Annotated in this window: 24 protein-coding genes; 10 read left to right on the forward strand and 14 right to left on the reverse strand. The window is 70.4% G+C overall.

Features of this window, described 5'->3' with window-relative positions; genetic code table 11:
• Nucleotides 1-128: 128 nt before the first annotated feature.
• From ACWC0C_RS38630 to ACWC0C_RS38645, 4 genes are all read right to left on the reverse strand, one after another.
• Nucleotides 129-1,616, reverse strand: coding sequence for a glutamate synthase subunit beta (locus ACWC0C_RS38630; RefSeq protein WP_450869068.1), 1,488 nt, complete (start codon nt 1,614-1,616; stop codon nt 129-131).
• A 461-nt stretch (nt 1,617-2,077) separates the two neighbouring features.
• Nucleotides 2,078-2,557, reverse strand: a complete 480-nt coding sequence (locus ACWC0C_RS38635) for an anthrone oxygenase family protein (protein ID WP_450869103.1) — start codon at nt 2,555-2,557, stop codon at nt 2,078-2,080.
• 204 nt (nt 2,558-2,761) lie between these two features.
• Entirely contained in the window at nt 2,762-3,457 is a 696-nt protein-coding gene (locus ACWC0C_RS38640; RefSeq protein ID WP_449195937.1) for a DUF2293 domain-containing protein, read from the reverse strand.
• 54 nt (nt 3,458-3,511) lie between these two features.
• Complete coding sequence (locus tag ACWC0C_RS38645; RefSeq protein ID WP_450869070.1) at nt 3,512-3,757, reverse strand: hypothetical protein; 246 nt, start codon at nt 3,755-3,757, stop codon at nt 3,512-3,514.
• A 71-nt stretch (nt 3,758-3,828) separates the two neighbouring features.
• Between ACWC0C_RS38645 and ACWC0C_RS38650 the strand changes: the two genes are divergently transcribed.
• Nucleotides 3,829-4,461: a uridine kinase gene (locus tag ACWC0C_RS38650; protein ID WP_450869072.1), complete on the forward strand. Its 633-nt coding sequence runs from the start codon at nt 3,829-3,831 to the stop codon at nt 4,459-4,461.
• Nucleotides 4,462-4,489: 28 nt separating this feature from the next.
• On the opposite strand, the gene corA is transcribed toward ACWC0C_RS38650, so the two are convergent.
• Nucleotides 4,490-5,617, reverse strand: a complete 1,128-nt coding sequence (corA, locus tag ACWC0C_RS38655) for a magnesium/cobalt transporter CorA (protein WP_450869074.1) — start codon at nt 5,615-5,617, stop codon at nt 4,490-4,492.
• Nucleotides 5,618-5,923: 306 nt separating this feature from the next.
• Between corA and ACWC0C_RS38660 the strand changes: the two genes are divergently transcribed.
• Nucleotides 5,924-6,703 (forward strand): class I SAM-dependent methyltransferase, encoded by a 780-nt coding sequence (locus tag ACWC0C_RS38660; RefSeq protein ID WP_450869076.1) that lies wholly within the window; start codon nt 5,924-5,926, stop codon nt 6,701-6,703.
• A gap of 19 nt (nt 6,704-6,722) precedes the next feature.
• On the opposite strand, the gene ACWC0C_RS38665 is transcribed toward ACWC0C_RS38660, so the two are convergent.
• Entirely contained in the window at nt 6,723-7,739 is a 1,017-nt protein-coding gene (locus ACWC0C_RS38665) for a carbohydrate kinase family protein (protein ID WP_450869078.1), read from the reverse strand.
• Nucleotides 7,724-8,632 carry a pseudouridine-5'-phosphate glycosidase gene (locus ACWC0C_RS38670; RefSeq protein ID WP_450869080.1) on the reverse strand — a complete coding sequence of 303 codons (909 nt, stop codon included), beginning with the start codon at nt 8,630-8,632 and terminating at the stop codon, nt 7,724-7,726. The genes ACWC0C_RS38665 and ACWC0C_RS38670 overlap by 16 nt, the downstream gene beginning before the upstream one ends.
• Before the next feature lie 100 nt (nt 8,633-8,732).
• Between ACWC0C_RS38670 and ACWC0C_RS38675 the strand changes: the two genes are divergently transcribed.
• Nucleotides 8,733-9,164, forward strand: a complete 432-nt coding sequence (locus ACWC0C_RS38675; protein ID WP_449195931.1) for a VOC family protein — start codon at nt 8,733-8,735, stop codon at nt 9,162-9,164.
• A gap of 8 nt (nt 9,165-9,172) precedes the next feature.
• Here the strand turns inward: ACWC0C_RS38675 and ACWC0C_RS38680 are convergent, their stop codons facing one another.
• Nucleotides 9,173-9,727: a methylated-DNA--[protein]-cysteine S-methyltransferase gene (locus ACWC0C_RS38680; protein ID WP_450869081.1), complete on the reverse strand. Its 555-nt coding sequence runs from the start codon at nt 9,725-9,727 to the stop codon at nt 9,173-9,175.
• 41 nt (nt 9,728-9,768) lie between these two features.
• Nucleotides 9,769-10,638, reverse strand: coding sequence for a glycerophosphodiester phosphodiesterase (locus ACWC0C_RS38685; protein ID WP_450869083.1), 870 nt, complete (start codon nt 10,636-10,638; stop codon nt 9,769-9,771).
• Between the two features lie 280 nt (nt 10,639-10,918).
• Between ACWC0C_RS38685 and ACWC0C_RS38690 the strand changes: the two genes are divergently transcribed.
• The 6 genes from ACWC0C_RS38690 (at nt 10,919) to ACWC0C_RS38715 (ending at nt 19,273) form a co-directional block, all read left to right on the forward strand.
• Entirely contained in the window at nt 10,919-11,776 is an 858-nt protein-coding gene (locus tag ACWC0C_RS38690; RefSeq protein ID WP_449195928.1) for an MHYT domain-containing protein, read from the forward strand.
• A gap of 49 nt (nt 11,777-11,825) precedes the next feature.
• Nucleotides 11,826-13,973, forward strand: coding sequence for an excinuclease ABC subunit UvrB (gene uvrB, locus ACWC0C_RS38695; protein ID WP_450869085.1), 2,148 nt, complete (start codon nt 11,826-11,828; stop codon nt 13,971-13,973).
• A 157-nt stretch (nt 13,974-14,130) separates the two neighbouring features.
• Nucleotides 14,131-14,709 (forward strand): TerD family protein, encoded by a 579-nt coding sequence (locus ACWC0C_RS38700; RefSeq protein WP_449195926.1) that lies wholly within the window; start codon nt 14,131-14,133, stop codon nt 14,707-14,709.
• 56 nt (nt 14,710-14,765) lie between these two features.
• Nucleotides 14,766-16,799, forward strand: coding sequence for a TerD family protein (locus ACWC0C_RS38705; RefSeq protein ID WP_450869087.1), 2,034 nt, complete (start codon nt 14,766-14,768; stop codon nt 16,797-16,799).
• Nucleotides 16,800-17,019: 220 nt separating this feature from the next.
• Nucleotides 17,020-18,021 (forward strand): TerC/Alx family metal homeostasis membrane protein, encoded by a 1,002-nt coding sequence (locus ACWC0C_RS38710; protein ID WP_450869088.1) that lies wholly within the window; start codon nt 17,020-17,022, stop codon nt 18,019-18,021.
• Between the two features lie 151 nt (nt 18,022-18,172).
• Nucleotides 18,173-19,273, forward strand: coding sequence for a calcium:proton antiporter (locus tag ACWC0C_RS38715; protein WP_449195923.1), 1,101 nt, complete (start codon nt 18,173-18,175; stop codon nt 19,271-19,273).
• Between the two features lie 49 nt (nt 19,274-19,322).
• Here ACWC0C_RS38715 and ACWC0C_RS38720 read toward each other — a convergent pair whose 3' ends face one another.
• Entirely contained in the window at nt 19,323-20,594 is a 1,272-nt protein-coding gene (locus ACWC0C_RS38720) for an MFS transporter (RefSeq protein WP_450869105.1), read from the reverse strand.
• A 209-nt stretch (nt 20,595-20,803) separates the two neighbouring features.
• Between ACWC0C_RS38720 and aroQ the strand changes: the two genes are divergently transcribed.
• Nucleotides 20,804-21,277 (forward strand): type II 3-dehydroquinate dehydratase, encoded by a 474-nt coding sequence (gene aroQ / locus ACWC0C_RS38725; RefSeq protein WP_449195922.1) that lies wholly within the window; start codon nt 20,804-20,806, stop codon nt 21,275-21,277.
• 10 nt (nt 21,278-21,287) lie between these two features.
• On the opposite strand, the gene ACWC0C_RS38730 is transcribed toward aroQ, so the two are convergent.
• The 4 genes from ACWC0C_RS38730 to ACWC0C_RS38745 all read right to left on the reverse strand — a co-directional run bounded on the left by ACWC0C_RS38730 (nt 21,288) and on the right by ACWC0C_RS38745 (nt 24,843).
• A complete protein-coding gene (locus tag ACWC0C_RS38730) occupies nt 21,288-22,046 on the reverse strand; it encodes an amino acid ABC transporter ATP-binding protein (RefSeq protein ID WP_450869090.1) in 759 nt (252 codons plus the stop codon).
• Nucleotides 22,043-22,966, reverse strand: a complete 924-nt coding sequence (locus ACWC0C_RS38735) for an amino acid ABC transporter permease (protein WP_450869092.1) — start codon at nt 22,964-22,966, stop codon at nt 22,043-22,045. Before ACWC0C_RS38735 ends, ACWC0C_RS38730 begins: the two co-directional genes overlap by 4 nt.
• Nucleotides 22,963-23,847 (reverse strand): ABC transporter substrate-binding protein, encoded by an 885-nt coding sequence (locus tag ACWC0C_RS38740; protein WP_450869094.1) that lies wholly within the window; start codon nt 23,845-23,847, stop codon nt 22,963-22,965. The genes ACWC0C_RS38735 and ACWC0C_RS38740 overlap by 4 nt, the downstream gene beginning before the upstream one ends.
• Nucleotides 23,848-24,186: 339 nt before the next feature.
• Entirely contained in the window at nt 24,187-24,843 is a 657-nt protein-coding gene (locus ACWC0C_RS38745; RefSeq protein WP_450869096.1) for an MBL fold metallo-hydrolase, read from the reverse strand.
• Between the last annotated feature and the right edge of the window lie 97 nt (nt 24,844-24,940).

Consider the following 24,940-nt stretch of genomic DNA (forward strand, 5'->3'; position numbering starts at 1 on the left):
CCAGCTTGGATCCTGCCGCAACGATGGGTAACCGCGATGGCGCATCCCGTCGGTTCCGAACCGTCCGCAACCCGCCACTGCCCCACTGCCCAGCACTACGCGGCCACACAGCAGACCGTCGGCCGCAACTACACCCTCATCGGCCGATCCCTCGGAGAGACCGGCGCCGGCAGCCGTGAACTCCCGGTCAGATAGCGGTCGACGGCCGCCGCCACCGCCCGCCCCTCCGCGATCGCCCAGACGATGAGCGACTGCCCGCGCGCCGCGTCCCCGGCGGCGAACACCCCGGGGACATTGGTCGCGAAGCCGTCGTCCCGCGCGAGGGTGCCGCGCGGCTGGAGCTCCAGCCCCAACTGCGCGATCAGCCCGTCCTCCTGGTCCGGCCCGGAGAACCCGAGGGCGAGCAGCACGAGATCGGCGGGAAGCGTCCGCCCGCTGCCCGGCAGCGGGCGCCGCAACTCGTCGACCTCCACCAGATGCAGCGACCGCACCCGCCCGCTGCCGTCCCCGGCGAAGCGGAGCGTGGACGCAGCGAACAGCCGCGCGTCCACGTCCGCCGCCGGTGCCGTACGCAGGTCCCGCGCCTCCTCGTGCGCGGCCGACAGCCGGTAGATCTTCGGGTACGTCGGCCACGGCTCGGTGTCCTCGTCGCGCTCGGCGCCCGGCTGCGTGTAGATGTCCAGTTGGGTCACGGACGCGGCCTCCTCGCGCACCGCGGTCCCCAGACAGTCCGCCCCGGTGTCCCCGCCACCGACGATCACCACGTGCTTGCCGGCCGCGGACAGCGGTGAAACCTCCAGATCCCCCTCACACACCCGGTTCGCCAACGGCAGATACTCCATTGCCTGGTGTATCCCGTACAACTCCCGGCCCGGCACCGGAAGTTCCCGCCACGCCGTCGCTCCCGTGGCGATGACGACGGCGTCGTAACGTCCCCGCAGCTCCGCCGCCCCCACATCCCGCCCCACGGCCGTCGACGTACGGAACTTCGTCCCCTCGGCCCGCATCTGCTCGATCCGCCGCTCCAGATGCCGCTTCTCCATCTTGAACTCGGGGATCCCGTACCGCATCAGCCCGCCGATCCGGTCGTCCTTCTCGTACACCGCGACCGTGTGCCCGGCCCGGGTCAGCTGCTGCGCCGCGGCGAGCCCGGTGGGCCCGGAGCCGATGACGGCGACCGTCAGCCCGGACAGCCGCTCGGGCGGCCGCGCCGGGATGAAACCTTCCTCCCAGGCCCGGTCCGCGATCGCGCACTCGACGTTCTTGATGGTGACGGCCGGCTGGTTGATCGCCAGGACACAGCCCGCCTCACAGGGTGCCGGACACAGCCGGCCGGTGAACTCGGGGAAGTTGTTCGTCGCGTGCAGCCGGTCGCTCGCCGCCCGCCAGTCCTCCCGCGAGACCAGGTCGTTCCACTCCGGGATCAGATTGCCGAGCGGACAGGCGTCGTGGCAGAACGGGATGCCGCAGTCCATGCACCGGTCGGCCTGCTTGCTGATGATGGGCAGCAGCGCCCCCGGGACATAGACCTCGTCCCAGTCCCGCACCCGCTCCTGGACTGGCCGCCGCGCCCACTCCTGGCGTGGCGTGGTCAGGAACCCCTTGGGATCGGCCATGATCGTCTTCCTCGCGTACGGGTACCGCGCGGGTACGCAGGTGTACGACGGGCCGTACGTCATCGCGCGGCAGCCTTCAGCGCTCCTTGGGCACTCTTTCGGCCACGATACGTCCGCCTCGACCGTCGCGCAGAGTGGTGGACAGCGCTTTCTGAGGGGGTCCGCCCAGCCTGGCACCAGCTGCCCCCCGGATCCCTCCCCAGCAGCCCTCAGGGGGGTGATCAGGTGGTGATCAGGTGGTGATCAGGGAATGACCAGGGAACGGTCAGGGGGCTGCCAGAGGTGGGTCAGGGGAGAGTCGGGGAGGACAAGGCCAGGGGGCCGCTGCCTTGTCAGGGCCGAGTCAGCTTTGTCAGGGTGGTCAGCCTTGTCAGGGTGATCAGCCTTGCCAGGGTGGGTGAGCCTTGCCAGGGTGGGTGGGCCTTGCCAGGGTCGGATCAGCTCAAGGGCTCGTACCGAGCTCACGCAAGAGCCAGGACGTAGACCAGGGTGGCCGCGGCGGCGGACACGGCCCGAACGTGGTTCCAGAACGTCCACTCGCGTACGTACGCCGGCCAGTACAGGGCGGCCTCCGGGGCGCCCGGGGTGAGTCGGCCCAGCCTGGCGTTGCGGGGGACGTTCGCGATCACTGTCACCCCGAACGAGCCGAAGAGGTACAGCGCGCTGCCCAGCAGCAGCCCGAGCTTTCCGCCGTCCGGCCACACCACGAACGTCACCACCGCGATCATCACGCTCAGCACCGCCGCGCCCATGAACACCGTCATGAAGGCGGGCCCCACCGCGGCGCTGTTGATCGCGTTCATCGCCGCGACACCCTGCGCGGGCGGCAACGTGGCGAGCCCCCGCATCACGAAGGCCGAGAAGGCGCAGAAGACCCCGGCCATCAGCCCGGTGCCGAGAATCCCCACCATGACCAGCACGAAAAACGGCCCGTCGATCATCTCCACGCCCCATCACGTCTCGTTCCGCCCCGTTCGGGCACGGCATCATCACTGCTCCCAGTGAATGCCCCTGAAACGGCGCAGGCCATGACCGAGGAACGCGACACCACACGCGCGGCTCTCCTTGGTCTTCCTCTTGTCTTTCGTCTGTCTCTCTGTCTCTCTGACCCACTGCCCCTCGGTCGCTCTCTCCCTCTTCCGCTCTCAGCCCACGTCCATACCGGCGTCCTGCCACGCCCGCAGCACGCTCTCCACGGCCGGGGCGATGCGCCGCCGCGCCTCGTACCGTGACACCCCGCTCATCAGCAACTGGTCGTACGGCGTGTCCACATGCCGTACGGCTGCCACGACCGCGGAGATCACCGCCCCCTCCGACAGCGCCCGCCCGGCAGCGCTGCGCCCGACCCGGCCGCTGCCACGCGCGGACGCGTGCGCCGCGATGGCCCGTGCGCGATCGGCCGGGCAGCCGGGCAACAGCCGGAGGATCTCGGCCGCGAACGCCGCCGCGAACCGCTCGTCCTCCGCTGCCCGGCGCCGCGCGTCCCGTGCCCGCCGCCGGCGCCGTGCCTCCGCGTCCGCCAGGCAGCGGGCCTCGGCCCGGGCCAGCGCGGCCTCCTCGACGAGCACGCCCTGCCGCTCGTACCGGCTCTTGCGCCGGTTGAACCGCACCACCACGACCGACAGCCCGCTCTCCTCCCTGGACCTGCGGGTCAGTGCGGTGTCCCCCCGCGGCAGGAACACCAGGTGCCCGAGATCCGCACAGTCCAGGCAGCGCGGTGCCCCGTCCTCCAGCACCAGCAGCGACAGCGGCCCACGCCGGCACGCGGCACACCGCTTGGGCTTCAGCGCCTGGATGACGACAAGCCGACCGGGGGAGTGGGGAGTTGAGGGAAGGGCCATACGCAGTACTTTCCCCGCCGCCGCGCGTGCCTCCCACTCCGGCGGGCGTGAGCATCACCCGGTCGACGGGCCCGTCCGCGCGCTCCCGCAGCCGCTCCAGCCCCGCTGTGTGCACCCATGCGAAAAGGGGAGGACCTCCGGCGGGAACGCCACCGGGTCGTCCAGCACCGGCCGTCCGTCCGCGCCGAGTAGATGCGCACCCAGCCCCACGGCGACGAGCCGGCCCACCCCGGCTCCGGCGACCCCGTCGAGCAGCCCGGCTCCGGCGAGCCCGTCGAGCAGCGCGTCCGCCGCCTTCACGAGGAATCCGGGCTCTGTCTCACCAGGCCGGTGCCCTTACCTCCCTCTGCAGACCCGGCATCATGGGCCCTGTGCGACTCGAAGCGATCACCTGGGACCGGCTCGCCGAACTGCTCGCCGACCGGCTGGTCGGCATACGGTCGGCCGACGGAAGTGCCTGGCCGCGCGTCGGCTTCGACGGCGCCCCGGCCGCCCGGCCCGGCGACCTGGCCGAACGGGTCGGCGAGGCGCTGCGGGTGCGCGGACGCCCTTCGCTGGTGGTCGGTGCCGAGGGCTTCCTGCGTCCCGCCTCGCTGCGTCTGGAACATGGGCGGCGGGACGTGGAGTCGTACTACGCCGGTTGGTTTGACACCGGGGCTCTGTGGCGCGAGGTCTTCGGCCCGCTCGACCCCGGCGGCACCGGACGCGTCCTGCCCGACCTGTGGGATCCGACTACCGACCGGGCCACCCGCAGCCCCTATGTCCAACTCCCGCCCGGTGGGATCCTGTTGCTCCACGGCCCCCTTTTGCTGCGCCACTGGTTCCCCTTCGACCTGACCGTGCACCTCCTCCTGTCCCCGGGCGCCCTGCGCCGCCGTACCCCCGAGGCCGATCACTGGACGCTCCCCGCCTTCGAGCGCTACGAGTCCGAGACCGACCCGGCCGGCACGGCTGACGTCCTGGTACGCGCCGACGATCCACGCCATCCCGCCTGGAGCGGCTGATCCGAAGGCCCGGCCGCGGCGTGCGCGGCTAGAGCCAGCCGTTGCGCCGGAAGCCGCGGTACAGCACCAGGCACGCCCCCGCCATGACGGCCATGACCAGCGGATATCCGAACCGCCAGTGAAGCTCCGGCATGTGGTCGAAGTTCATGCCGTACACCCCGCACACCATCGTCGGCACGGCGATCACCGCGGCCCAGGCCGTGATCTTCCGCATGTCCTCGTTCTGCGCGACGGTCACCTGCGCGAGGTGGGCCTGCAGGATCGAGTTGAGCAGTTCGTCGAACGCGGCGATCTGTTCCTTGGCCCGGATCAGATGGTCGAGCACGTCCCGGAAGTAGGCCTGTATCTCCGGGGCGACGACCCGTATGGGCCGGGTGGCCAGGTCTTCGACCGGGCGGCCCAGCGGCACCACCGCCCGCTTCAGCTCCAGCAGTTCACGCTTCATCTGGTAGATGCGGCCGGGGTCGACCCGTGCGCCGTTCTCCGAGAACACCTCCGCCTCGACCTGGTCGATGTCGGCCTGCACCGCGTCCGTGACATTCAGGTAGTCGTCGACGACGTGGTCGGCAATCGCGTGCAGTACCGCCGCCGGGCCCTTCGACAGCTGGTACGGGTGCGCTTCGAGCTCCTCGCGCAGCGGACCGAGTGAGCCATGCCGGCCGTGCCGGACCGTGATGACGAAGTCCTCGCCGACGAACACCATGATCTCGCCGGTGTTCACGACCTCGCTGGTCGCCGTCAGTTTCTCGTGCTCCACATAACAAACGGTCTTGAACACAGCGAAGAGTGTGTCCCCGTAGTGCTCCAGCTTCGGGCGCTGATGGGCCTCGACCGCGTCCTCCACCGCCAGCGGATGCAGGTCGAACAGCTCGGCGATGCCGGCGAACTCACGGTCCGTCGGCTCGTGCAGCCCCAGCCAGACGAACCCCTCGCCGGTCTTGCGCACCATCCGCACGGCATCCACCAGGTCCGTGCACTGCGGCACACGCACACCGTCCTGGTACGTCACACAGTTGACCACCGACGAGCCCAGCGGTGACCTGGCGGGATGGCTCAGGTCCACCCGCGGCCGCCGCCGGGCCAGCCGCGCCACCTTGCGCAGGCCGCCGACCCTGCCCAGCCCCGTGACCTTCCGCAGATTCCCCGCCATGGACATCTGGATCTCCTCGCCTGGATCTCCTCACGCAACGCTTCCGCGCCTTGCCCCGCAAGTCTGCCAGCCGAGGGCAAGGCGCGGGTAAGCCTGTGGGAACAGGACGTTCCGCTTGGTTCCCGCCTGTGGACGGAGCGGCGACTCTCCCGGCGCCGGCCTCGGCCCATGCTCGTATCCGGAGGACCGCTGCTCGTATCCGGAGGGCCGGTGCTCGTGTCCGGAGGGCCCATGCCCCTGCCCGGAGGACCCATGCTCGTGCCCGGAGGATCGGCCGACCCGGACTAGTCGGGTGACCGGGATGATCGTGGCATGACGCCATCCGACGGATACCTCCTGGACAACCGGCAGAACCAGGCGGGACAGCGCTTCGACGCCTTCGCCACGCTCTTCGATCCCACGACCTTCCGGCACATCGAGGCACTCGGCATCGGACCCGGCTGGCGCTGCTGGGAAGTCGGGGCCGGCGGTACCTCGGTGGTGTCCTGGCTCGCCGAGCGGGTGGGCCCCACCGGCAAGGTCGTCGCGACCGACATCGACGCCTCGCGGCTCGCCGCCGCGGCGCGCCCGCCGGTGGAGGTCCGGGTACACGACGTGGGCGCCGAGGAACCGCCGGGCGAGGGCTTCGACCTGGTCCACGCCCGGCTCGTCCTGGTCCATGTCCCGGACCGGGAGAGGGCGTTGCGGTCCATGATCCAGGCCCTGCGACCCGGCGGACGGCTGCTGATCGAGGACGCCGACCCCGCCCTCCAGCCCCTGATCTGCCCCGACGAGTACGGACCCGAGCAGCGGCTGGCCAACCGGCTGCGCCAGGGCTTCCGCAAGCTGCTCGCCGAACGGGGCGCCGATCTGTCGTACGGCCGCAAGCTCCCGCGTCTGCTCCGCGGGGCCGGTCTGAGCGAGGTGGAGGCCGATGCCTACTTCCCTGTGACGTCGCCCGCCTGCACCGCCCTGGAGGCCGCGACGGTCCGTCAGATCCGGGACCGGCTCGTCACCGACGAGGACATCGACCAGCACCTGGCCAACGTCGAGGCCGGCGGCATGGACCTGGCCACCGCGCCGATGATCTCGGCGTGGGGGAGGAAGGACTAGGCGCCTGCACCGCGTCGATTCAGCTGCTCCGCCGTGGCCGTTCACGCTGTCCGGCAGGTTGAGCCGCGGCTGTCCGGGGAGCCATGGCGTCGGCAGTCCGCTGGCCGTCGCTCCCCGTGCCCGGTGGCCTGGCTCCCACTCGTGCCACCGCCTGCGCGCCCGCCCGGCAGCCCCGTGCCGCCGCCTCCTCCGGGGGCGTGCCCGCGAGCAGGGCGGCGAGGAACGCGCCGGTGAAGGCGTCACCGGCGCCCGTGGTGTCCCGGGGGACCGCCGGCGTCGCCGGGACCTTGGCCGGCGTGCTGCCGGAACGGGCGACCAGCGCACCGTCCGCGCCCGCCTTGGTCACCACCAGCGGAACGAGACGGCTCAGCTTGGCGGTCGCGTCCGCCGGATCCGGCAGCCCCGTCAGCAGACATGCCTCGTCCCTGCTCGGCAGCAACACGTCCAGTCCTTCCGCGAACGCGAGGAACCGGTCCACTCCCAGCCGCACCAGGAAGCCTGCCGACGCCGGATCCAGGCTGACCGGAACGCCACGCGCGCGTGCCGCCGCGAGCGCCGTCCGCGCCAGCTCCCGGCTCGGCTCCGTGAACAGCAGATAGCCCGACAGGTGTAGCCGGGCGACGCCGTCGAGCAACGCGTCGGACCAGTCGGCAGGTTCGATCCGCAGAGACGCTCCGCTGTCCGTGAGGAACGTACGCTCCGCCGCCGCACCCGTGTCGACGAGGCAGATCACCGTCCCCGTCGCCGCCGTCGGATCGATCACCAGCAGGGGCCGTACGCCGGCTGCGACCAGCTCACGCTCGTGCCACGCGGCCGCGTCCGTGCCCACCCGCCCGAGCAGCCGTACGTCGGTACAGCCCGTGTGCGCGGCCCAGCAGGCCACATTCGCGCCCGCGCCGCCCGGCACGGTCCGGATCGCGGCGGCCGTGTCGGTGCCGGCGGCGAGCTGTCCCCGGTGCCGGGCGACCACGTCCGTGACCACGTCGCCGACGACCAGCAGGGCGCCGCGCGCGTCCGCGGTCACCCTCTGGTCCACGCCGTGGCGATCCGCGCCGCCAGTCGTACGTTGCCGCGCACGGCCGCAAGATTGGCGCTCAGTGAGGCGCCGTCGGTGTGCCGGACCAGGTAGTCCAGCAGGAACGGGGTCACCGCCTGTCCGGTGACGCCCTGTTCCGCGCAGGCATGCAGTGCGTCGGCCAGCACGCGTGCGTGCAGCCCGGGATCGAGCTGTTCCGCCTCGGGGACGGGCTGGGCGACGATCAGCGCCGACTCCGGCGCGTCGAGCGCATCCTGGGCTCGCATGACGTCCGCGACCTGCTCCGGGGTGTCCAGCGTCCAGTCGACCGGATGTCCCGAGTCGGCCAGATAGAAGCCGGGGAAACGGTCCGTGCCGTACCCGGCGACGGCCACGCCCAGCGTCTCCAGCCGCTGCAGGGTCGCCGGCACGTCCAGGATCGACTTGACGCCCGCGCAGACCACCGTGATCCGCGTGCGTGCCAGCAGCCCCAGGTCGGCCGACTCGTCCTGGGTCACCGTCCACTCCCGGTGCACACCGCCCAGCCCGCCGGTGGCGAACACCCGGATGCCCGCGAGCGCGGCCAGCTGCGCCGTCGCCGATACCGTGGTCGCCCCGCTCACGCCTGCCGCCACGGCGAGCGGCAGATCGCGGTGGCCCAGCTTGCGGATGCCGTCCTCGTTCGCGACCCTCTCCAGCTGCTCCTTGTCCAGGCCGACCCGGGGGTGACCGTCGAGCACGGCGATGGTCGCCGGTACGGCGCCCTCCCGGCGCACGGCGTCCTCCAGCTCCAGCGCCACCTGCAGATTGCGGGGGCGGGGCAGTCCGTGCGCGATGATCGTGGACTCCAGGGCCACCACCGGCCGCCCGGCCTCGATCGCTTCCCGGACCTCTTCCGACACCACCAGCACCACGTGCACCGCCTCCTGTCCGTCGGCCTTTCCTCATCTCTGGCGGGAGCCGGTCGCCGCTAAACGCTTGCGGCCTGTGGGGGACGCCACCAGCCTGGGCCGCATGACGAAGAACAGCATGCGTCTCGATCATGTCGTCCTGTGGGTGGCCGATCCGGTCGCCGCGGCCGGCTTCTACGAGACGGCCGTCGGCCTGGAGCCGATCAAGGTCGCCGAGTTCGCCGAGGGGAAGGTGGCTTTCCCTTCCGTGCGCGTCAATGAGGAGACCATCCTCGACCTCGCCCCACGCAGCCTCGCCGCACGCATGAAGATGCTGCCCGGTGCGGCGGAGAGCGCAGGCCACCCCGTCAACCACATCTGCCTGTCCCTGCCGGCCGACGCCTTCGACGCCCTCCGTGCCCGTCTGGAGGAACACGGCGTCGCCATGTCGGGCATCGACCACGACCTCTCCGGCGCCCGCGGCAACGCCACGCGCAGCTTCTACTTCCGCGACCCCGACGGCAACGTCTTCGAGGCCCGGCACTACGACGAGTAGCCGGCCGGTCAGAACAGCGGCTCGGGTAGCACCCCCTCCAGGGCGAGCAACTGGCGCTTGGTCTCCAGCCCGCCCCCGAAGCCGCCGATGCCGCCGTCGCTCTCCACCACCCGGTGGCACGGCACGACCACCGGCAGCGGATTGGCCCCCATCGCCGCGCCGACCGCCTGCGCCCCGCCGGGCTGCCCGACACGCCCGGCGAGATCGCCGTACCCGACCACCGTGCCGTAGGGCACACCGGTCGCCAGCTCGCGCAGCACCTGTCGGTTGAAGCCGGAGATCAGCGACCAGTCCAGCGGCAGGTCGAAGTCGTGCCGCTCGCCGGCGAAGTACGCCCGCAGCTGCCGTATCGCCTCCGTGAGCAGCAGCGAGTCCGGGTCTTCCACGGCAGCGGCGCCGAGCCGGGCCGCCAGCCGCTCCAGGGCGCGGTCGCGCACGGCGTCGGTGGCGTGGAAGACCACGTTGACCAGGCCGTCGCGGGTCGCCGCCAGCATCAGCGGACCGATGTCCGTGTCCACCACGGCCCACACGACCCGCTGCTCATCCTGCCCATGGCTGTCCATGCGCCCACGGTACGACCCACCACTGACAACGCCCGCCGCGCTCAGTCCGAACCCAGCGCCGTCCGCACCACGTCGGGCTTGTTGGTGATGACCCCGTCGACGCCGTAGCCCGCGACCCGGCGTGCGGTGGCCGCGTCGTTCACGGTCCAGGCGAACACGCCGAGCGGCCTGCCGTGCGGCCCGTCGAAGGAGTGGACGGCCGAGACGTACGCCTTCGAGAGCGATGCGTACGACGGATTGACGAGATCGGCGAAGCACGCGTACTGGTGCAGTTGTGCCGCGGTGGGTGAACCGAGGAGGGCGGTGGTGATCGCGGGCCTCAGCTCGTGCACGGTCCGGATGCTGTCGACGCTGAAGCTCTGCACGATCAGCCGCCCCAGATGCTTCCGGTCCAGCCAGCCCTCATTGCCCAGGAGCTTTATGGTCTGCTGCTCGATGCCCGGATACAGCCCCGGGTTCTTGACCTCCAGGAGCAACTTCTCGTGGTTGTGCTCGACCCGGCGCATGTAGTCCTTCAGCGTCGGCACGCGCGTGCCCGCGAAGGCGCGGGAATACCAGCTGCCCGCGTCCAGGCGGGCGATCTCCGCGGCGGTGAAGTCCTTCACCTTCCACGGCGCCCGGCCGGGGAAGACCTGCTCGGCGTTCGTGGTGCGCTTCAGGTTGTCGTCGTGGATGACGACCAGCTCGCCGTCCTTGGTGCGCTGGACGTCGTTCTCGACCCAGGAGAAGCCCAGCTGTGCGGCCTTGTCGATCGAGGCCAGTGTGTTCTCGGGAGCGTAGGCGGACGCACCCCGGTGGGCGATCACCGTGGTCTCCCCGGCCGCGCCCGCCCGGGCGTCGGAGGCCGGGCTCAGCAGGGCCGCCATCACCAGGACAGCGGCGGCCGCGCCGGCCACTAGGCGCGCGTGCATGCAGACTCCTCGCGTTGAGCAAATACGGACAGTTATCAGACTTACAGCAGACGGTCAACGGCACCTGGTCGCACGATGGCCACAGACCGCATGGAGACGTCCCAGTCCGCTCACCGCTACCCCACAACTGCGGCAAGGCCGTGTTTCTTTGCCGGAAAATCGTTCGACCATTCCGGTGGGGGTCATACTCTCTGCGACAACCCTGACCGCCCGCGCGGTCCTGGGTCGGGGGGATTTTTCAACGATTCCGGGACGTAAGAGGGCGGAAGGGCAGCCGCGGATGCAAGGCACGGTCGACGGATTCAGCTACGGGGCCGTCACCCCAGTGGTGGCCTACCTGATGGCCTGCCTCGGCGGCGCCCTCGGCCTGCGCTGCACCACCCGGTCCCTGCTGGTCACGCACTCCTGGCGGCCCGCCTGGCTGGCCCTCGGCTCGGCCGCGATCGGCTCCGGCATATGGACCATGCACTTCGTCGCCATGATGGGATTCGCCATCAAGGAGACACCGATCCACTACGACAAGCCGATCACCTACGCCAGCCTCGGCCTCGCCGTCGTCATGGTCGGCATCGGGATCTTCATCGTCGGCTACCGGGGCGCCACCGGCACCGCTCTGTTCACCGGCGGCACGATCACCGGCCTGGGCGTCGCCTCGATGCACTACCTCGGCATGGCGGGCGTGCACTTCCACGGGCGGTTCACCTACAACACACTCACCGTCGCCGCCTCCGTCGGCATAGCGGTCGTGGCCGCCACCGCCGCCCTGTGGGCCGCCGGACGCGTCCGGGGCTTCCTGTGGAGCGTGGGGGCGAGCCTCGTCATGGGCCTCGCCGTCAGCGGCATGCACTACACGGGCATGGCCGCCCTCGGTGTCCACCTCGACAGCACCCCGCACACCGCCGGAGGCGCGCCGGAGCCGTCCGTGCTCGCGCCGATGCTGATCGGCCCGCTCGCCTTCCTGCTCCTCGCGGGCGTCGTGGTGATCTTCGATCCGCTGATGGTCGTGGGCCGGCCGGTCCGCGCGCCCGTCGAGCGCAAGCCGGGCGTCCCGGCCGCCGCCGTTCCCTCCCACGCGGACCGCCGTCCCACGGTGCCCGAGGCGCGCCGGCCCGAGCACCACGGCTCCCGCACCCGGTAAAACCGCTGATCCGGACCCGTTGTCAGTGCGGGGTCGTACGGTGGATGGCATGCGGCCCGTTTCCCACATCGAACGCACGGTGGCGCCCTTCGAGGTCGTCAGCCCCTACCAGCCCAGCGGCGACCAGCCGACGGCCATCGCCGACCTGGCCAGGCGCATCGAGGCCGGTGAGAAGGACGTCGTCCTGCTCGGCGCGACCGGCACCGGCAAGTCCGCCACCACGGCGTGGATGATCGAGAAGCTCCAGCGCCCCACGCTCGTGATGGCGCCGAACAAGACACTGGCCGCCCAGCTGGCCAACGAGTTCCGCGAGCTGTTGCCGAACAACGCGGTCGAGTACTTCGTCTCGTACTACGACTACTACCAGCCCGAGGCGTACGTCCCGCAGTCGGACACCTACATCGAGAAGGACTCCTCGATCAACGAGGAGGTCGAGCGGCTGCGCCACTCGGCGACGAACTCGCTGCTCACCCGCCGTGACGTCATCGTGGTCGCCTCGGTCTCCTGCATCTACGGCCTCGGTACCCCGCAGGAGTACGTCGACCGCATGGTCCCCCTCAGGGTCGGCGACGAGATCGACCGGGACGAGCTGCTGCGCCGCTTCGTCGACATCCAGTACACGCGTAACGACGTGGCCTTCGCCCGCGGCACCTTCCGGGTCCGCGGCGACACCATCGAGATCTTCCCGGTCTACGAGGAGCTGGCCGTCCGCATCGAGATGTTCGGCGACGAGATCGAGGCGCTCTCCACGCTGCACCCGATCACCGGCGAGATCATCAGCGACGACCAGCAGCTGTACGTCTTCCCCGCCTCCCACTACGTCGCCGGCCCCGAGCGCATGGAGCGGGCCGTCAACGACATCGAGAAGGAGCTGGGGGAGCGCCTGGCCGAGCTGGAGAAGCAGGGCAAGCTCCTGGAAGCCCAGCGCCTGCGGATGCGCACCACGTACGACCTCGAGATGCTCCGCCAGATCGGCACCTGCTCCGGCGTGGAGAACTACTCGATGCACTTCGACGGCCGCTCGCCCGGCTCCCCGCCCAACACCCTGCTGGACTACTTCCCGGACGACTTCCTGCTCGTCATCGACGAGTCACACGTCACCGTCCCGCAGATCGGCGCCATGTACGAGGGCGACGCCTCCCGCAAGCGCACCCTCGTCGAGCACGGCTTCCGCCTGCCCTCCGCGCTCGACAACCGCCCGCTGAAGTGGGAGGAGTTCCAGGGGCGCATCGGCCAGACCGTCTACCTGTCGGCGACCCCCGGCGCCTACGAGCTGTCCCGCGGGGACGGCGTCGTGGAGCAGATCATCCGCCCGACCGGCCTGGTCGACCCGGAGGTCGTGGTCAAGTCCACCGAGGGCCAGATCGACGACCTGGTGCACGAGATCCGCAAGCGCACCGAGAAGGACGAGCGCGTCCTTGTCACCACGCTCACCAAGAAGATGGCCGAGGACCTCACCGACTACTTCCTGGAGCTCGGCATCCAGGTGCGCTACCTGCACAGCGACGTCGACACCCTGCGCCGCGTCGAGCTGCTGCGCGAGCTGCGCTCCGGTGAGTACGACGTCCTGGTCGGCATCAACCTCCTGCGTGAGGGCCTCGACCTGCCCGAGGTGTCCCTGGTGGCGATCCTGGACGCCGACAAGGAGGGCTTCCTCCGCTCGGGCACCTCGCTGATCCAGACCATCGGCCGCGCGGCGCGCAACGTCTCCGGCCAGGTCCACATGTACGCCGACAAGATCACCCCGGCGATGGAGAAGGCCATCGAGGAGACCAACCGCCGCCGGGAGAAGCAGATCGCCTACAACAAGGCCAACGGCATCGACCCGCAGCCACTGCGCAAGAAGATCAACGACATCGTCGCGCAGATCGCCCGCGAGGAGGTAGACACCGAGCAGCTCCTGGGCAGCGGCTACCGGAAGTCGAAGGACGGCAAGGGCGCCAAGGCACCCGTCCCGGCGCTGGGCGACAAGACGGCCAAGGGCGCGAAGGCCGGCAAGGCCGCCAAGGGCAAGGCGGCAGCCGCGGTTCCCACGGACCGCCCGGCGGCCGAACTCGCCGGGCAGATCGAGGAGATGACCGAACGCATGCGTGCCGCCGCCGCGGAGCTGCAGTTCGAGATCGCGGCCCGGCTGCGCGACGAGGTCTCGGAGATGAAGAAGGAGCTGCGCCAGATGCGGGAAGCCGGCCTCGCCTGAGCCCTCGTCACCCTGCCGGACCTCGGTATATGCGCCAAGTGTTGCAACACCGACACAAAGCGCGGGCCGGGGTTCGGCACTGTCGGTGCCTCTGCGTAGGGTTCTTGACAACCGCGCACTGCGCGACAACAGGGGATCATCGAGAGGGGATTCAGCGGTGTCCGTCAACTTGAGCAAGGGTCAGGCCATCAGCCTGGAGAAGAAGGACGGGGCCACCCTGACCGCGGTCCGTATGGGGCTCGGCTGGCAGGCGGCGAAGCGGCGTGGCCTGTTCGGTTCCCGCACCCGCGAGATCGACCTGGACGCCTCCGCCGTCCTCTTCGCCGAGAAGCAGCCTGTTGACGTGGTCTTCTTCCGTCACCTGGTCAGCGACGACGGCTCCGTCCGCCACACCGGCGACAACCTCGTCGGCGGCGTCGGACAGGGCGGTGACGACGAGGCGATCCTCGTGGACCTGCAGCGTGTCCCGGTCCACATCGACCAGATCGTCTTCACCGTGAACTCCTTCACGGGCCAGACCTTCCATGAGGTGCAGAACGCGTTCTGCCGCCTCGTGGACGAGACCAACGGCCAGGAACTCGCCCGCTACACGCTGGACGGCGGCGGTGACTACACGGCCCAGATCATGGCGAAGGTGCACCGCGCGGGTTCGGGCTGGACGATGACCGCCCTGGGCACCCCGGCCAACGGCCGCACGTTCCAGGACCTGATGCCGGCGATCCTGCCGCACCTGTAGGACCGCACGCTCGACCGGCGGGGCGCACGACAGAACGACACAGGGGGGCGACGGCGATGACGGCCGAGCTGGTGCGGGGACAGAACCACCCGCTGTCCCAGGTCCGGCTGGTGATCCGGATCTCGGCCGGGACACCGGTCCTGGCCGGAGTCACGCTCGGCGACGAGAACGGCACGGTGCACGGCCCCCAGTGGGTGGCCCATCCCGGCGCCCCCGCTCTGCCCGGCGTCGAGGTGCCCCGGCAGTCCGCGGCCGAGCACCGGCTGGCCGTCGATCTTGACGCCCTGCCCGAGGCCGTGCACCGCATCGACGTGTTCCTCGCCCTGCCTTCAGGCACGGGAGGACCGCTCCGATTCGGTGCCGTCGCCGCCCCGCACGCCACGGTCGAGGGCCTCGACGGCACCGAACTCGCCTCCTACACCCTCACCGGCCTGGACAGCGAGACGGCCGTGCTCGCCCTGGAGCTGTACCGCAGACAGGGCGCCTGGAAGGTGCGTGCGGTGGGCCAGGGCTACGCGGCCGGGCTCACCGCACTGCTCGCCGACCAAGGCCTGAGCGAGGCCGCCCATCTCACGACCGCCGCGCAAGAAGCTGTGGCGGCCCACGGCCCCTCCCGTGCAGTGCCGACGCCGCAGGACACCGCCGCCCGCGGTCACCAGGACACCTCCGCGACCGTGCCGCACAACACCTCCGCGGCCACCGGGCGCGACACCCCGGTTTCCGCGCCGTACGACACCCACACGCCGGAGCCGCGGGACACTCCCGCGCCCGGAACGGCGGGACCGACGCACGCCCCGCAGCGACCGGAGCCGACGCCCTCGGACAACGCGCGGAGCCCTTACGACACCGAGGCACCCGGCGCCGGGCCGCGAGACGCCGACGCCCGGATCGACTACACGCACCCCGGCCGCCGCCCCCACGGCACACCGCCCCCGGCTGCACCGGCCGCCGACGGCCGGCCCGCACAGCCCGTCGCGGGTGATGCCGTGGGCTGGTCGATGGAGGAGCGGCTGTACAACCAGGTCTGGGGCATGTTCGAGGACCTGGCCCGCACGACGGCCGCATACCGCAGCGCCGTCGACTTCGCCGACTCCCGCCTGGAGAAGGAGCTCGACCAGGCCCTCGGCGACCCCCGTGGCCGGCTCGGCACCGCGGCCGACACCGCGCGCGAGGCGGCCCACGCCCGCCGGACGCAGCTGGTGGACCAGGCACGCGCGGTCCTCGACCGCGACCTCGCCCAGCTCACCGCCGAGTCCGAGGTGGTCGAGCCCGCGCTCCCGCCCGCCTGTGCCCGCTGGGACAACCCCGTCTGGCACGGCTACCGGGTGCCCACCGAGCCGCCTATGGCCGTGCGCCTCGGCGACCTCCATCTGCCCGAGAGCGTGCCGCTGCGCATTCCGCTGCTGGTCAGGTTGCCGCTCGAACGCGGTCTGTGGATCGACAGCGGCGCGGCGGCCGCATCCGACGGTCTCCCGGACCCCGCCGAGCTGCGGCACCGGGCCCTGGAGGCCGCGGTGGCGCTCGCGGCACGGTTGCTCGCCGTCCATCCGGCGGGGGAGTTCGCCGTGCGGATCATCGACCCGGCCGGAGCCGGGGCCACGGCGTTCGGCCCGCTGACGCGGACCGGGGTGCTCGCCGCACCCCCCGCGACCGGCGCTGCGGGGGTGACGGAGATGCTGGAGCAGCTCACCCGGCGGGTCGACCTGGTGCAGATGGCGCTGCGCGGCGGCGCGCCCGAATCGCTGCCGGCCGATGTGGACACCGCGCGGCAGCTGCTGATCGTCAACGACTTCCCGCACGGTTTCGACGACCGGGCGGTGACCCGGCTGCGCTATCTCGCCGACGAGGGGCCCGACGTCGGTGTGCACCTCCTGCTGGTGGCCGACCGCGAGGACGCCGCCGCCTACGGCCCGCTGCTCGACCCGCTGTGGCGTTCGCTGATGCGACTCACTCCCGTGCCCGACGACTACTTCGCCGACCCCTGGGTCGGACACGCCTGGACCTACGAACCCTCACTGGTCCCGGTTGGCAGCCAGGTCGTGCATCACGTCCTCGCCGAGGTGGCCAGAGCCCTGACCAAGCACAGGTAAAGACACTCTGAGCAGGGGTATTGGTCTTTATTTTACTTTTCTCTTTACCTTTCCTTGGTGATTGGATACTCTCTTCCCTACGGAGGGGAGTACTCCCTGACTGCGGCGCACCCGTCAGTACGGACCGGTTCCGGTCCCGGGGCGTCGGCCCGACGCGGGTGGAAGAGACCTCCGGCAGCGACGACGCTGATGTTTGCCGTTACGTAATGCCGGAGGTGCAGTGGAAGTCTCTGTGACCCTGTGGGTCCTGACCATCGTGGGCCTTGCCACCCTGATCGCTGTCGATTTCTTCATCGGCCGCAAGCCTCATGAGGTGTCGATCAAGGAAGCCGGTATCTGGACCGTCGTCTGGATCGCCCTCGCAGGGCTCTTCGGTCTCGGTCTCCTGGTCTTCGGCGGCGGACAGCCGGCCGGTGAGTTCTTCGCGGGCTTCATCACCGAGAAGTCGCTGAGCGTCGACAACCTCTTCGTCTTCGTCCTGATCATGGCGAAGTTCGCGGTGCCCACGCAGTACCAGCAGCGCGTCCTGCTCGTCGGCGTGCTCATAGCCCTGGTCCTGCGAGCCGTCTTCATCGCCGCGGGAGCCGCGATCATCGCCAGCTTCTCCTGGGTGTTCTACCTCTTCGGCGCCTTCCTGATCTGGACCGCCTGGAAGCTCATCCAGGAGGCCCGCGCGGACGAGGAGGACGAGGAGTACGAGGAGAACAAGCTGCTGAAGGCCGCGGAACGCAAGTTCGGCGTGGCCGACAAGTACCACGGCACCAAGCTGTGGATCCAGCAGAACGGCAAGCGGGTCATGACCCCGATGCTGGTCGTGATGCTCGCCATCGGGACCACGGACGTCCTGTTCGCCCTGGACTCCATCCCCGCGATCTTCGGTCTGACGCAGGACCCGTACATCGTCTTCACGGCCAACGCCTTCGCCCTCATGGGCCTGCGGCAGCTGTACTTCCTCATAGGCGGCCTGCTGAAGAAGCTGGTCCACCTCTCGTACGGCCTGTCGGTCATCCTCGGCTTCATCGGCGTCAAGCTGGTGCTGCACGCCCTGCACGAGTCCGGTGTCCACGTCCCCGAGATCAGCATCCCGGTCTCGCTCGGCGTGATCTGCGCGGTCCTGGTCGTCACCACCATCACCAGCCTGATGGCCGCCAGGAAGGAGGTGGCCGTCGAGGCGGCGCACACCGGGGGCGAAGTGACTCCCAAGGACAGCGCCGACGCCTGACCGGGCTCGCGTCAGGCACGGCCAGGGCGGGAGTGGAACCGCGTGAAGCAGACACCCACTCCCGCCGGTACCGGGGCCCTCGGCGGAAAGGACAAGAGGTATCCGAAAAGAGCGGAATGCGAACCTTGTACGTCTCTGCGACCATCGCGGCATGATCACTCGGCTCAGGTCGCTCACCCGGCAGTGGACGATCCTCGTGCCCGTCCTCGCGGTCGTCCTGCTGGGCTTCACCTGGGGCCGAGAGCTGCCGGGCGCGGTCGTCGCCCTGGTGACCCTGGTGCTCGCCGGTTCCGTCCTGGCAGCGGTGCATCACGCCGAGGTCATCGCCCACCGTGTCGGCGAGCCCTTCGGCTCCCTGGTGCTCGCCATCGCCGTCACGATCATCGAGGTGGCCCTGATCGTCACCCTCATGGCCGACGGCGGTGACAAGAGTTCCACCCTGGCCAGGGACACCGTGTTCGCCGCCGTGATGATCACCTGCAACGGCATCCTGGGGCTCTGTCTGCTCGTTGCCTCCCTGCGGCACGGCACCGCCGTCTTCAACCCCGAGGGCACCGGCGCCGCCCTGGCGACCGTGGCGACCCTCGCCACGCTCAGCCTGGTGCTGCCGACCTTCACCACCAGCAAGCCCGGACCCGAGTTCTCCCCGGTCCAGCTGACCTTCGCCGCGCTGTCCTCACTGATCCTGTACGGACTGTTCGTGGCCACCCAGACCGTGCGCCACCGCGACTACTTCCTGCCGATCACCCGGCAGGGCGAGGTCATCACCGCCGACGACCACGCCGCACCCCCCACCGCCCGCAGCGCCTGGATCAGCCTCGGCCTGCTCGGTCTGGCCCTGATCGGCGTGGTCGGCCTGGCCAAGGGCGTGTCACCCACCATCGAGTCGGGCGTGGAGGCGGCCGGCCTGCATCACGCCGTCGTCGGTGTGATCATCGCCCTGCTCGTCCTGTTGCCGGAGACCATCGCCGCGCTGCGCTCCGCCCGCCGCGACCGGGTGCAGACCAGCCTCAACCTCGCGCTCGGCTCGGCCATGGCAAGCATCGGCCTGACCATCCCGGCCGTTGCGCTCGCCTCCATCTGGCTGTCCGGACCGCTCGTCCTCGGCCTCGGCTCGACCCACATGCTGCTGCTCGCGCTGACCGTGGTGGTCAGCTCCCTGACGGTCGTGCCGGGACGCGCCACGCCCTTGCAGGGCGGTGTCCATCTGGTGCTCTTCGCGGCGTACCTGGAGCTGGCGATCAACCCCTAGCGCTGGCTCATGCGGTCCGTCTACGGCCGATCCATGGCCCTTCGGCCGGTCAGCCCGTCGCCGGCTCCACCGCCGGCACGGGCACGGGCCGCGTCTCCGGAAGCAGCGCGAAACACACCAGGCTGAGCAGCGCGATCCCCGTCAGATACACGCCCACGCCCCACGGCACCCGCCCGCCCTGCTCGGCGAGCGCCGTTGCCACCATCGGGGTGAGCGCGCCGCCGAGCACGCCCCCGAGGTTGTAGCCCACCGCGGCGCCCGTGCAGCGCACCCGGGCCTCATACAGTTCCGGCAGGTAGGCGGCGATGACCGCGAACATGGTGACGAAGGCGAGCAGCGCGCCCAGAATGCCGAGGAACATCAGCAGCGGCTCGCCGGTGGCCAGCAGCGCCACCATCGGGAGCATCCACAGGACGCAGGCCGCGCAACCCGTCAGACACATCGGCCGGCGCCCGTAGCGGTCGCCGAGCAGCGCCACCAGGGGTGTGAGGGCCCCTTTCACCACCACCGCGGCCATGACACAGGTCAGCATCACCGTCCGGCTCACCCCGAGCCGCTCCGTCGCATAGGCCAGCGACCAGGTCGTCACCGTATAGAACACCGCGTATCCGATGGCCAGCGCGCCGGCTGTCAGCAGCACCAGCCGCCCGTGATGCCGTACGACCTCGACGAGCGGCACGCGCGCGTGGTCGTCGATCTCGAGGAACCGGGGGCTCTCGGTGAGCGACGAGCGCAGCCACAGCCCGGCGAGCGCCAGTGCCCCGGCCGCCCAGAACGGCACCCGCCACCCCCACCGCGCGAACTCGGCGTCGGACAGTGCCGCGGACAGTGCGAGCATCACCCCGTTGGCCAGGACGAAACCGAACGCGGGCCCCACCTGAGGGAAGCTCGACCACAGCGCGCGTCGCGCGGCGGGCGCGTGCTCGGCGGTCAGCAGTGCGGCTCCGCCCCACTCCCCGCCGAGCCCGAGACCCTGCAGGAAGCGCAGGACGAGCAACAGCACGGGCGCGGCGACGCCGATGGTCCCGTACGACGGCACGCAGCCCACGGCGACCGTCGAAGCGCCCGTGAGCAGCAGCGAGGCGACGAGCACCGGCCGCCGTCCGCGCCGGTCGCCGAGGTGCCCGAACAGCACCGAGCCGAGCGGCCGGGCAACGAACCCCGCCCCGAACGTCCCGAACGCCGCCAGTGTCCCCGCGACCGGCGAGAACGTCGGGAAGAACAGCTGCCCCAGGACCAGGGCCGCCGCCGTCCCGTAGACGAAGAAGTCGTAGAACTCGATCGCGGTCCCCGCCAGGGACGCGGCGGCGAGTCTCGGCATCGAGGGGGCGTTCACGGCACGCACAGGCTGCATGCCGCGTCAACTACCCACTGTGATCAACGGTTACGGGGCGCGCGGAGGTGATCGGGCGACCGTGGCGTGCGCCGAGGCCACCGGCATGCGGAGCACGCCATGCGCTGCGGTCACCGTGATAGACCGTGTGCCAGCAGCGGTCGTCGACGTACCGCCCCGACCGGACCGGAGGAACCGTGCCCCGCACCTTGGCCAACGCCCCGATCATGATCCTCAACGGGCCCAACCTGAACCTGCTCGGCCAGCGCCAGCCCGAGATCTACGGCAGTGACACCCTGGCCGACATCGAGGCGCTGTGCGCCAAGGCCGCTGCCGCGCACGGCGGCACGGTGGACCTCCGGCAGTCCAACCACGAGGGCGAGTTGGTCGACTGGATCCACGAGGCGCGCCTGAACCACTGCGGGATCGTCATCAACCCCGGCGCCTACTCCCACACGTCGGTCGCGATTCTGGACGCACTCAACACCTGTGACGGCATGCCCGTACTGGAGGTGCACATCTCCAACATCCACCAGCGCGAATCGTTCCGGCACCACTCCTACGTCTCGCTGCGCGCCGACGGCGTGATCGCCGGATGCGGAGTGCAGGGCTATGTGTTCGGCGTGGAGCGCGTGGCCGCCCTGGTGGGAGCGGCCCAGACCGACGCGTGAGCCAGGGCGGTCACAGCCGGCCCGCCTCCACGATCCGCCGCAGGAAGCGCCGCGTGCGCTCCTGCTGCGGGTCGCCGAAGACCTGCTCGGCGGTGCCGTGCTCCAGAACGACACCACCGTCCAGAAAACAAACCTGGTCGGCGACGTCCCGCGCGAAGCCCATCTCGTGCGTCGCCAGCACCATGGTCATGCCGTCGTCCTTCAGGCCCCGGACCACCTCCAGCACCTCGCCCACGAGTTCGGGGTCGAGCGCCGCCGTGATCTCGTCCAGCAGCAACAGCCGGGGCCGCACGGCAAGCGCCCGTACGATCGCCGCACGCTGCTGCTGACCGCCGCTGAGCCGGTCCGGGTAGGCATCAGCCTTCGCGGCCAGTCCGAGGCGCTCCAGCAGCTCCCTGGCGCGTTCCTCGGCCTCGGCACGGGAGACGCCGTGCACCCGGCGCGGCGCCAGCGTGATGTTGTCCAGCACGGTCATGTGCGGGAAGAGGTTGTACGCCTGGAAGACCACGCCGATCCGGCGCCGCACCGCGTCCTGGTCGACGCGCGGATCAGTGATCTCCTCGCCGTCCAGCCAGATCGCACCGTCGTCGATCTCCTCCAGGAGGTTGGCGCAGCGCAGCAGCGTGGACTTGCCCGAACCGGAGGCACCGATCAGCGCGGTCACCGTGTGCGGGGCGACCTCCAGGTCGACGTCCCGCAGCACGACGGAGCCGCCGAAGGCCTTGCGGACGGACTCCATGCGCAGCACGGGCGCTGCTGCGTCGCTCATAGCGATCCTCCCTGGGCCCGCTGCCGGTCCATCCGGGCCGTCACCCAGTCCGTGAAGCGGGTCATCGGAATGGTCAGCGCCACGAACACCAGCCCCGCGACGATGTACGGCGTGTAGTTCAGACTGCGGCCCACGATGATGTCGGCCGCCCGCACGGCGTCCACCGCGCCGCCGATCGACACCAGACCGGTGTCCTTCTGCAGCGACACCAGGTCGTTGAGCAGCGGCGGTACCTGACGCCGTATCGCCTGGGGGAGGACGACGTAGCGCAGGGCCTGCCGGTTGGTGAGACCCAGGGAGCGGGCCGCGGCGCGCTGCGAGGGATGGATCGACTCGATGCCGGCCCGGAACACCTCGGCCACGTACGCCGAGTACGTCAGCGTGAGGGCCGTACCGCCCAGGAGCACCGGATCGACCGTCACGCCCTGCAGACGGAGTGCCGGGACGCCCAGGACGACGATCATCAGGTTGATGATCAGCGGGAGACCGCGGAAGAAGTCGGTGTAGGCCGCCGCCAGCACGCGCAGCGGGAAGAACACCGGGCCACGCAGGGTGCGCGCGATCGCGATCAGCATGCCGAGGACCAGGACGGCGGCCCCGCAGACCACGAGGAGGCGGACGTTCAGCCACAGCCCTTCGAGGACCTTCGGCAGCGCCTCGCGCGCGTACTGCGCGTCGAAGAACGTCTCCTTGGTGCGCGGCCAGCCCGGGGCGTTGACCACCACCAGGTACAGCACGACGGCCGTGACCAGGGTGGAGAGCGCCGCGATGGCCGTGGCGCGGCGGGCACGCGCGCGTTTGTAGCGTTCGCGCTCCAGCCGTCGTTCGGAGGGTGCGTAGCCGTCGTCGGTGGCTCCGTCGGGCATGTCGCCCTTGTCGTCGTCCCCCTCCCGGACCGACTCGCCCTTGGTGACCGTCACTTGAGCACCGGGGCGTCGACGGCGTCGGACAGCCACTGCTTCTCGAGCTTCGCCAGCGTGCCGTCCTTGCGCAGGGCGTCGACGGCGCCGCTCACGCACGAGGTCAGCGCACTGCCCTTGTCCAGCACCAGCCCGAACTGCTCGGGCGCGCCGCCCTGGTTCTCGAACTGGCCGACGATCTTCGCGTCCGTCACCTCGGCCGAGGTGATGTAGAACGCGGTGGGCAGATCGACGACGATGGCGTCCACCTGGCCGTTCTTCAGGGCGGATTTGGCCTGGTCGTTCTTCGCGAACGCGGCTGCCTCCTGCTTCGGCTTCACCACGTCGGTGATGTAGTTGAGGCTCGTGGTGCCCACCTGGGCGCCCAGCTTGAGGTCCTTGAGGTCCGCGATGCTCTTCGCCTGGGCGGCCTTGCCGCCCTTCAGCGCGATGACGGCCTGGCGTACGTCGTAGTAGCCGGAGGAGAAGTCGACGGCCTTCTTGCGCTCGGCGCTGATCGAAACCTGGTTGATGTCGAAGTCGAAGGTCTTCACGCCGGGCGCGAACGCCTTGTTGAAGGGCACGCTCTGCCAGACGACCGCGCTCTTGTCGTAACCCAGCTGCCGGGCCACGGCGTAGGTGACCGCCGACTCGAAGCCCTTGCCGTTCGCGGGCTTGTCGTCCCTGAACCAGGGCTCGTACGCCGGTTCGTCCGTCGCGACCGTCAGTTTGCCGGACGTCTTGGTGGCCAACTTGCCCTTGGCGCAGCTCTTCGCGGCCGAGCCGGACGGGGCGGCCGATGCTTTCTGCTCGGGCTGCGGAGCGCAGCCGACAGCGGTGGCGAGCAGGGCTACGGTGGCGGCGGCCAGCGCACGGCGCAGGGTGCGAGGGGCAAGGTACATGGCGGGAGATTGGCAGCGAACCCCACGTTTGTCCAGGTCATGGCCGTAACTGTCCGCATATTGGGAACGGGTGTTGCGGTTTTGTGAACGCAGCGCGCGGCATGGGCCTTTTGGCCCGGGCCGCCGGCCGAGGGCGGGGTTGGAGACCGGCGGCCCCACCGCACAGGAGCCGTCATCCTCTGCGGGGCTGCCACCAGTTGACTGCGCGGCAGGGCGCATCGGGAGCGCGCACGCGCCCCCAGCACGTGCGAATCATTCACACGGGGCGCGCGACGAGACACGCGCCCGGTGCTCAGGAGAGCAGAGCGCCCGGCGCTCCGAAAACAAGAGCGCCGACACTCACCACCCGCGCGCGTGCCACTCCGGCAGTTGCGGCCGCTCCGCCCCCAGAGTCGTGTCGTTGCCGTGCCCGGGATACACCCAGGTCTCATCGGGCAGCACGTCGAAGATCTTCGTCTCCACGTCGTGGATCAGGCTGGCGAAGGCCTTCGGATCCTTGCGCGTGTTGCCGACGCCGCCCGGGAAGAGGCAGTCCCCGGTGAAGACGTGCGGGTGGCCGTGCGGGTCGTCGTAGACCAGCGCGATCGAACCCGGGGTGTGCCCGACGAGATGCCGCGCGGTGAGTTCCACCCGGCCCACCCGGATGATGTCTCCGTCGTCCACGAGGACATCCGTGGGCACCGGGATGCCGGGGGCGTCCTCGCGGCCGGCGTACGTACGCGCGCCCGTGGCCGCGACGACCTCGGCGAGGGCCTGCCAGTGGTCGCCGTGCTGATGCGTGGTGACGACGGACGCGATGCCGTCGTCACCGATCATTCCGAGCAGCACCTCCGCCTCGCTGGCGGCGTCGATCAGCAGCTGCTCGTCGGTGGCCCGGCAGCGCAGCAGATAGGCGTTGTTGTCCATCGGGCCGACCGCGATCTTCGTGATCATCAGGTCTTTCAGCTCGTGCACATCCGCCGGTCCGCCGACCCGTACCTCTCCGGTGTACGTCATGTCGATCAGCCTAATCCGTTGCTAACGGTTCCGGTGGGGCAGATGCACTTCCGGCCGTTCGAGTCGAGGACCGCGACATCTTCGATCAGCCAGGCGA

Source organism: Streptomyces sp. NPDC001709, from assembly GCF_053596375.1.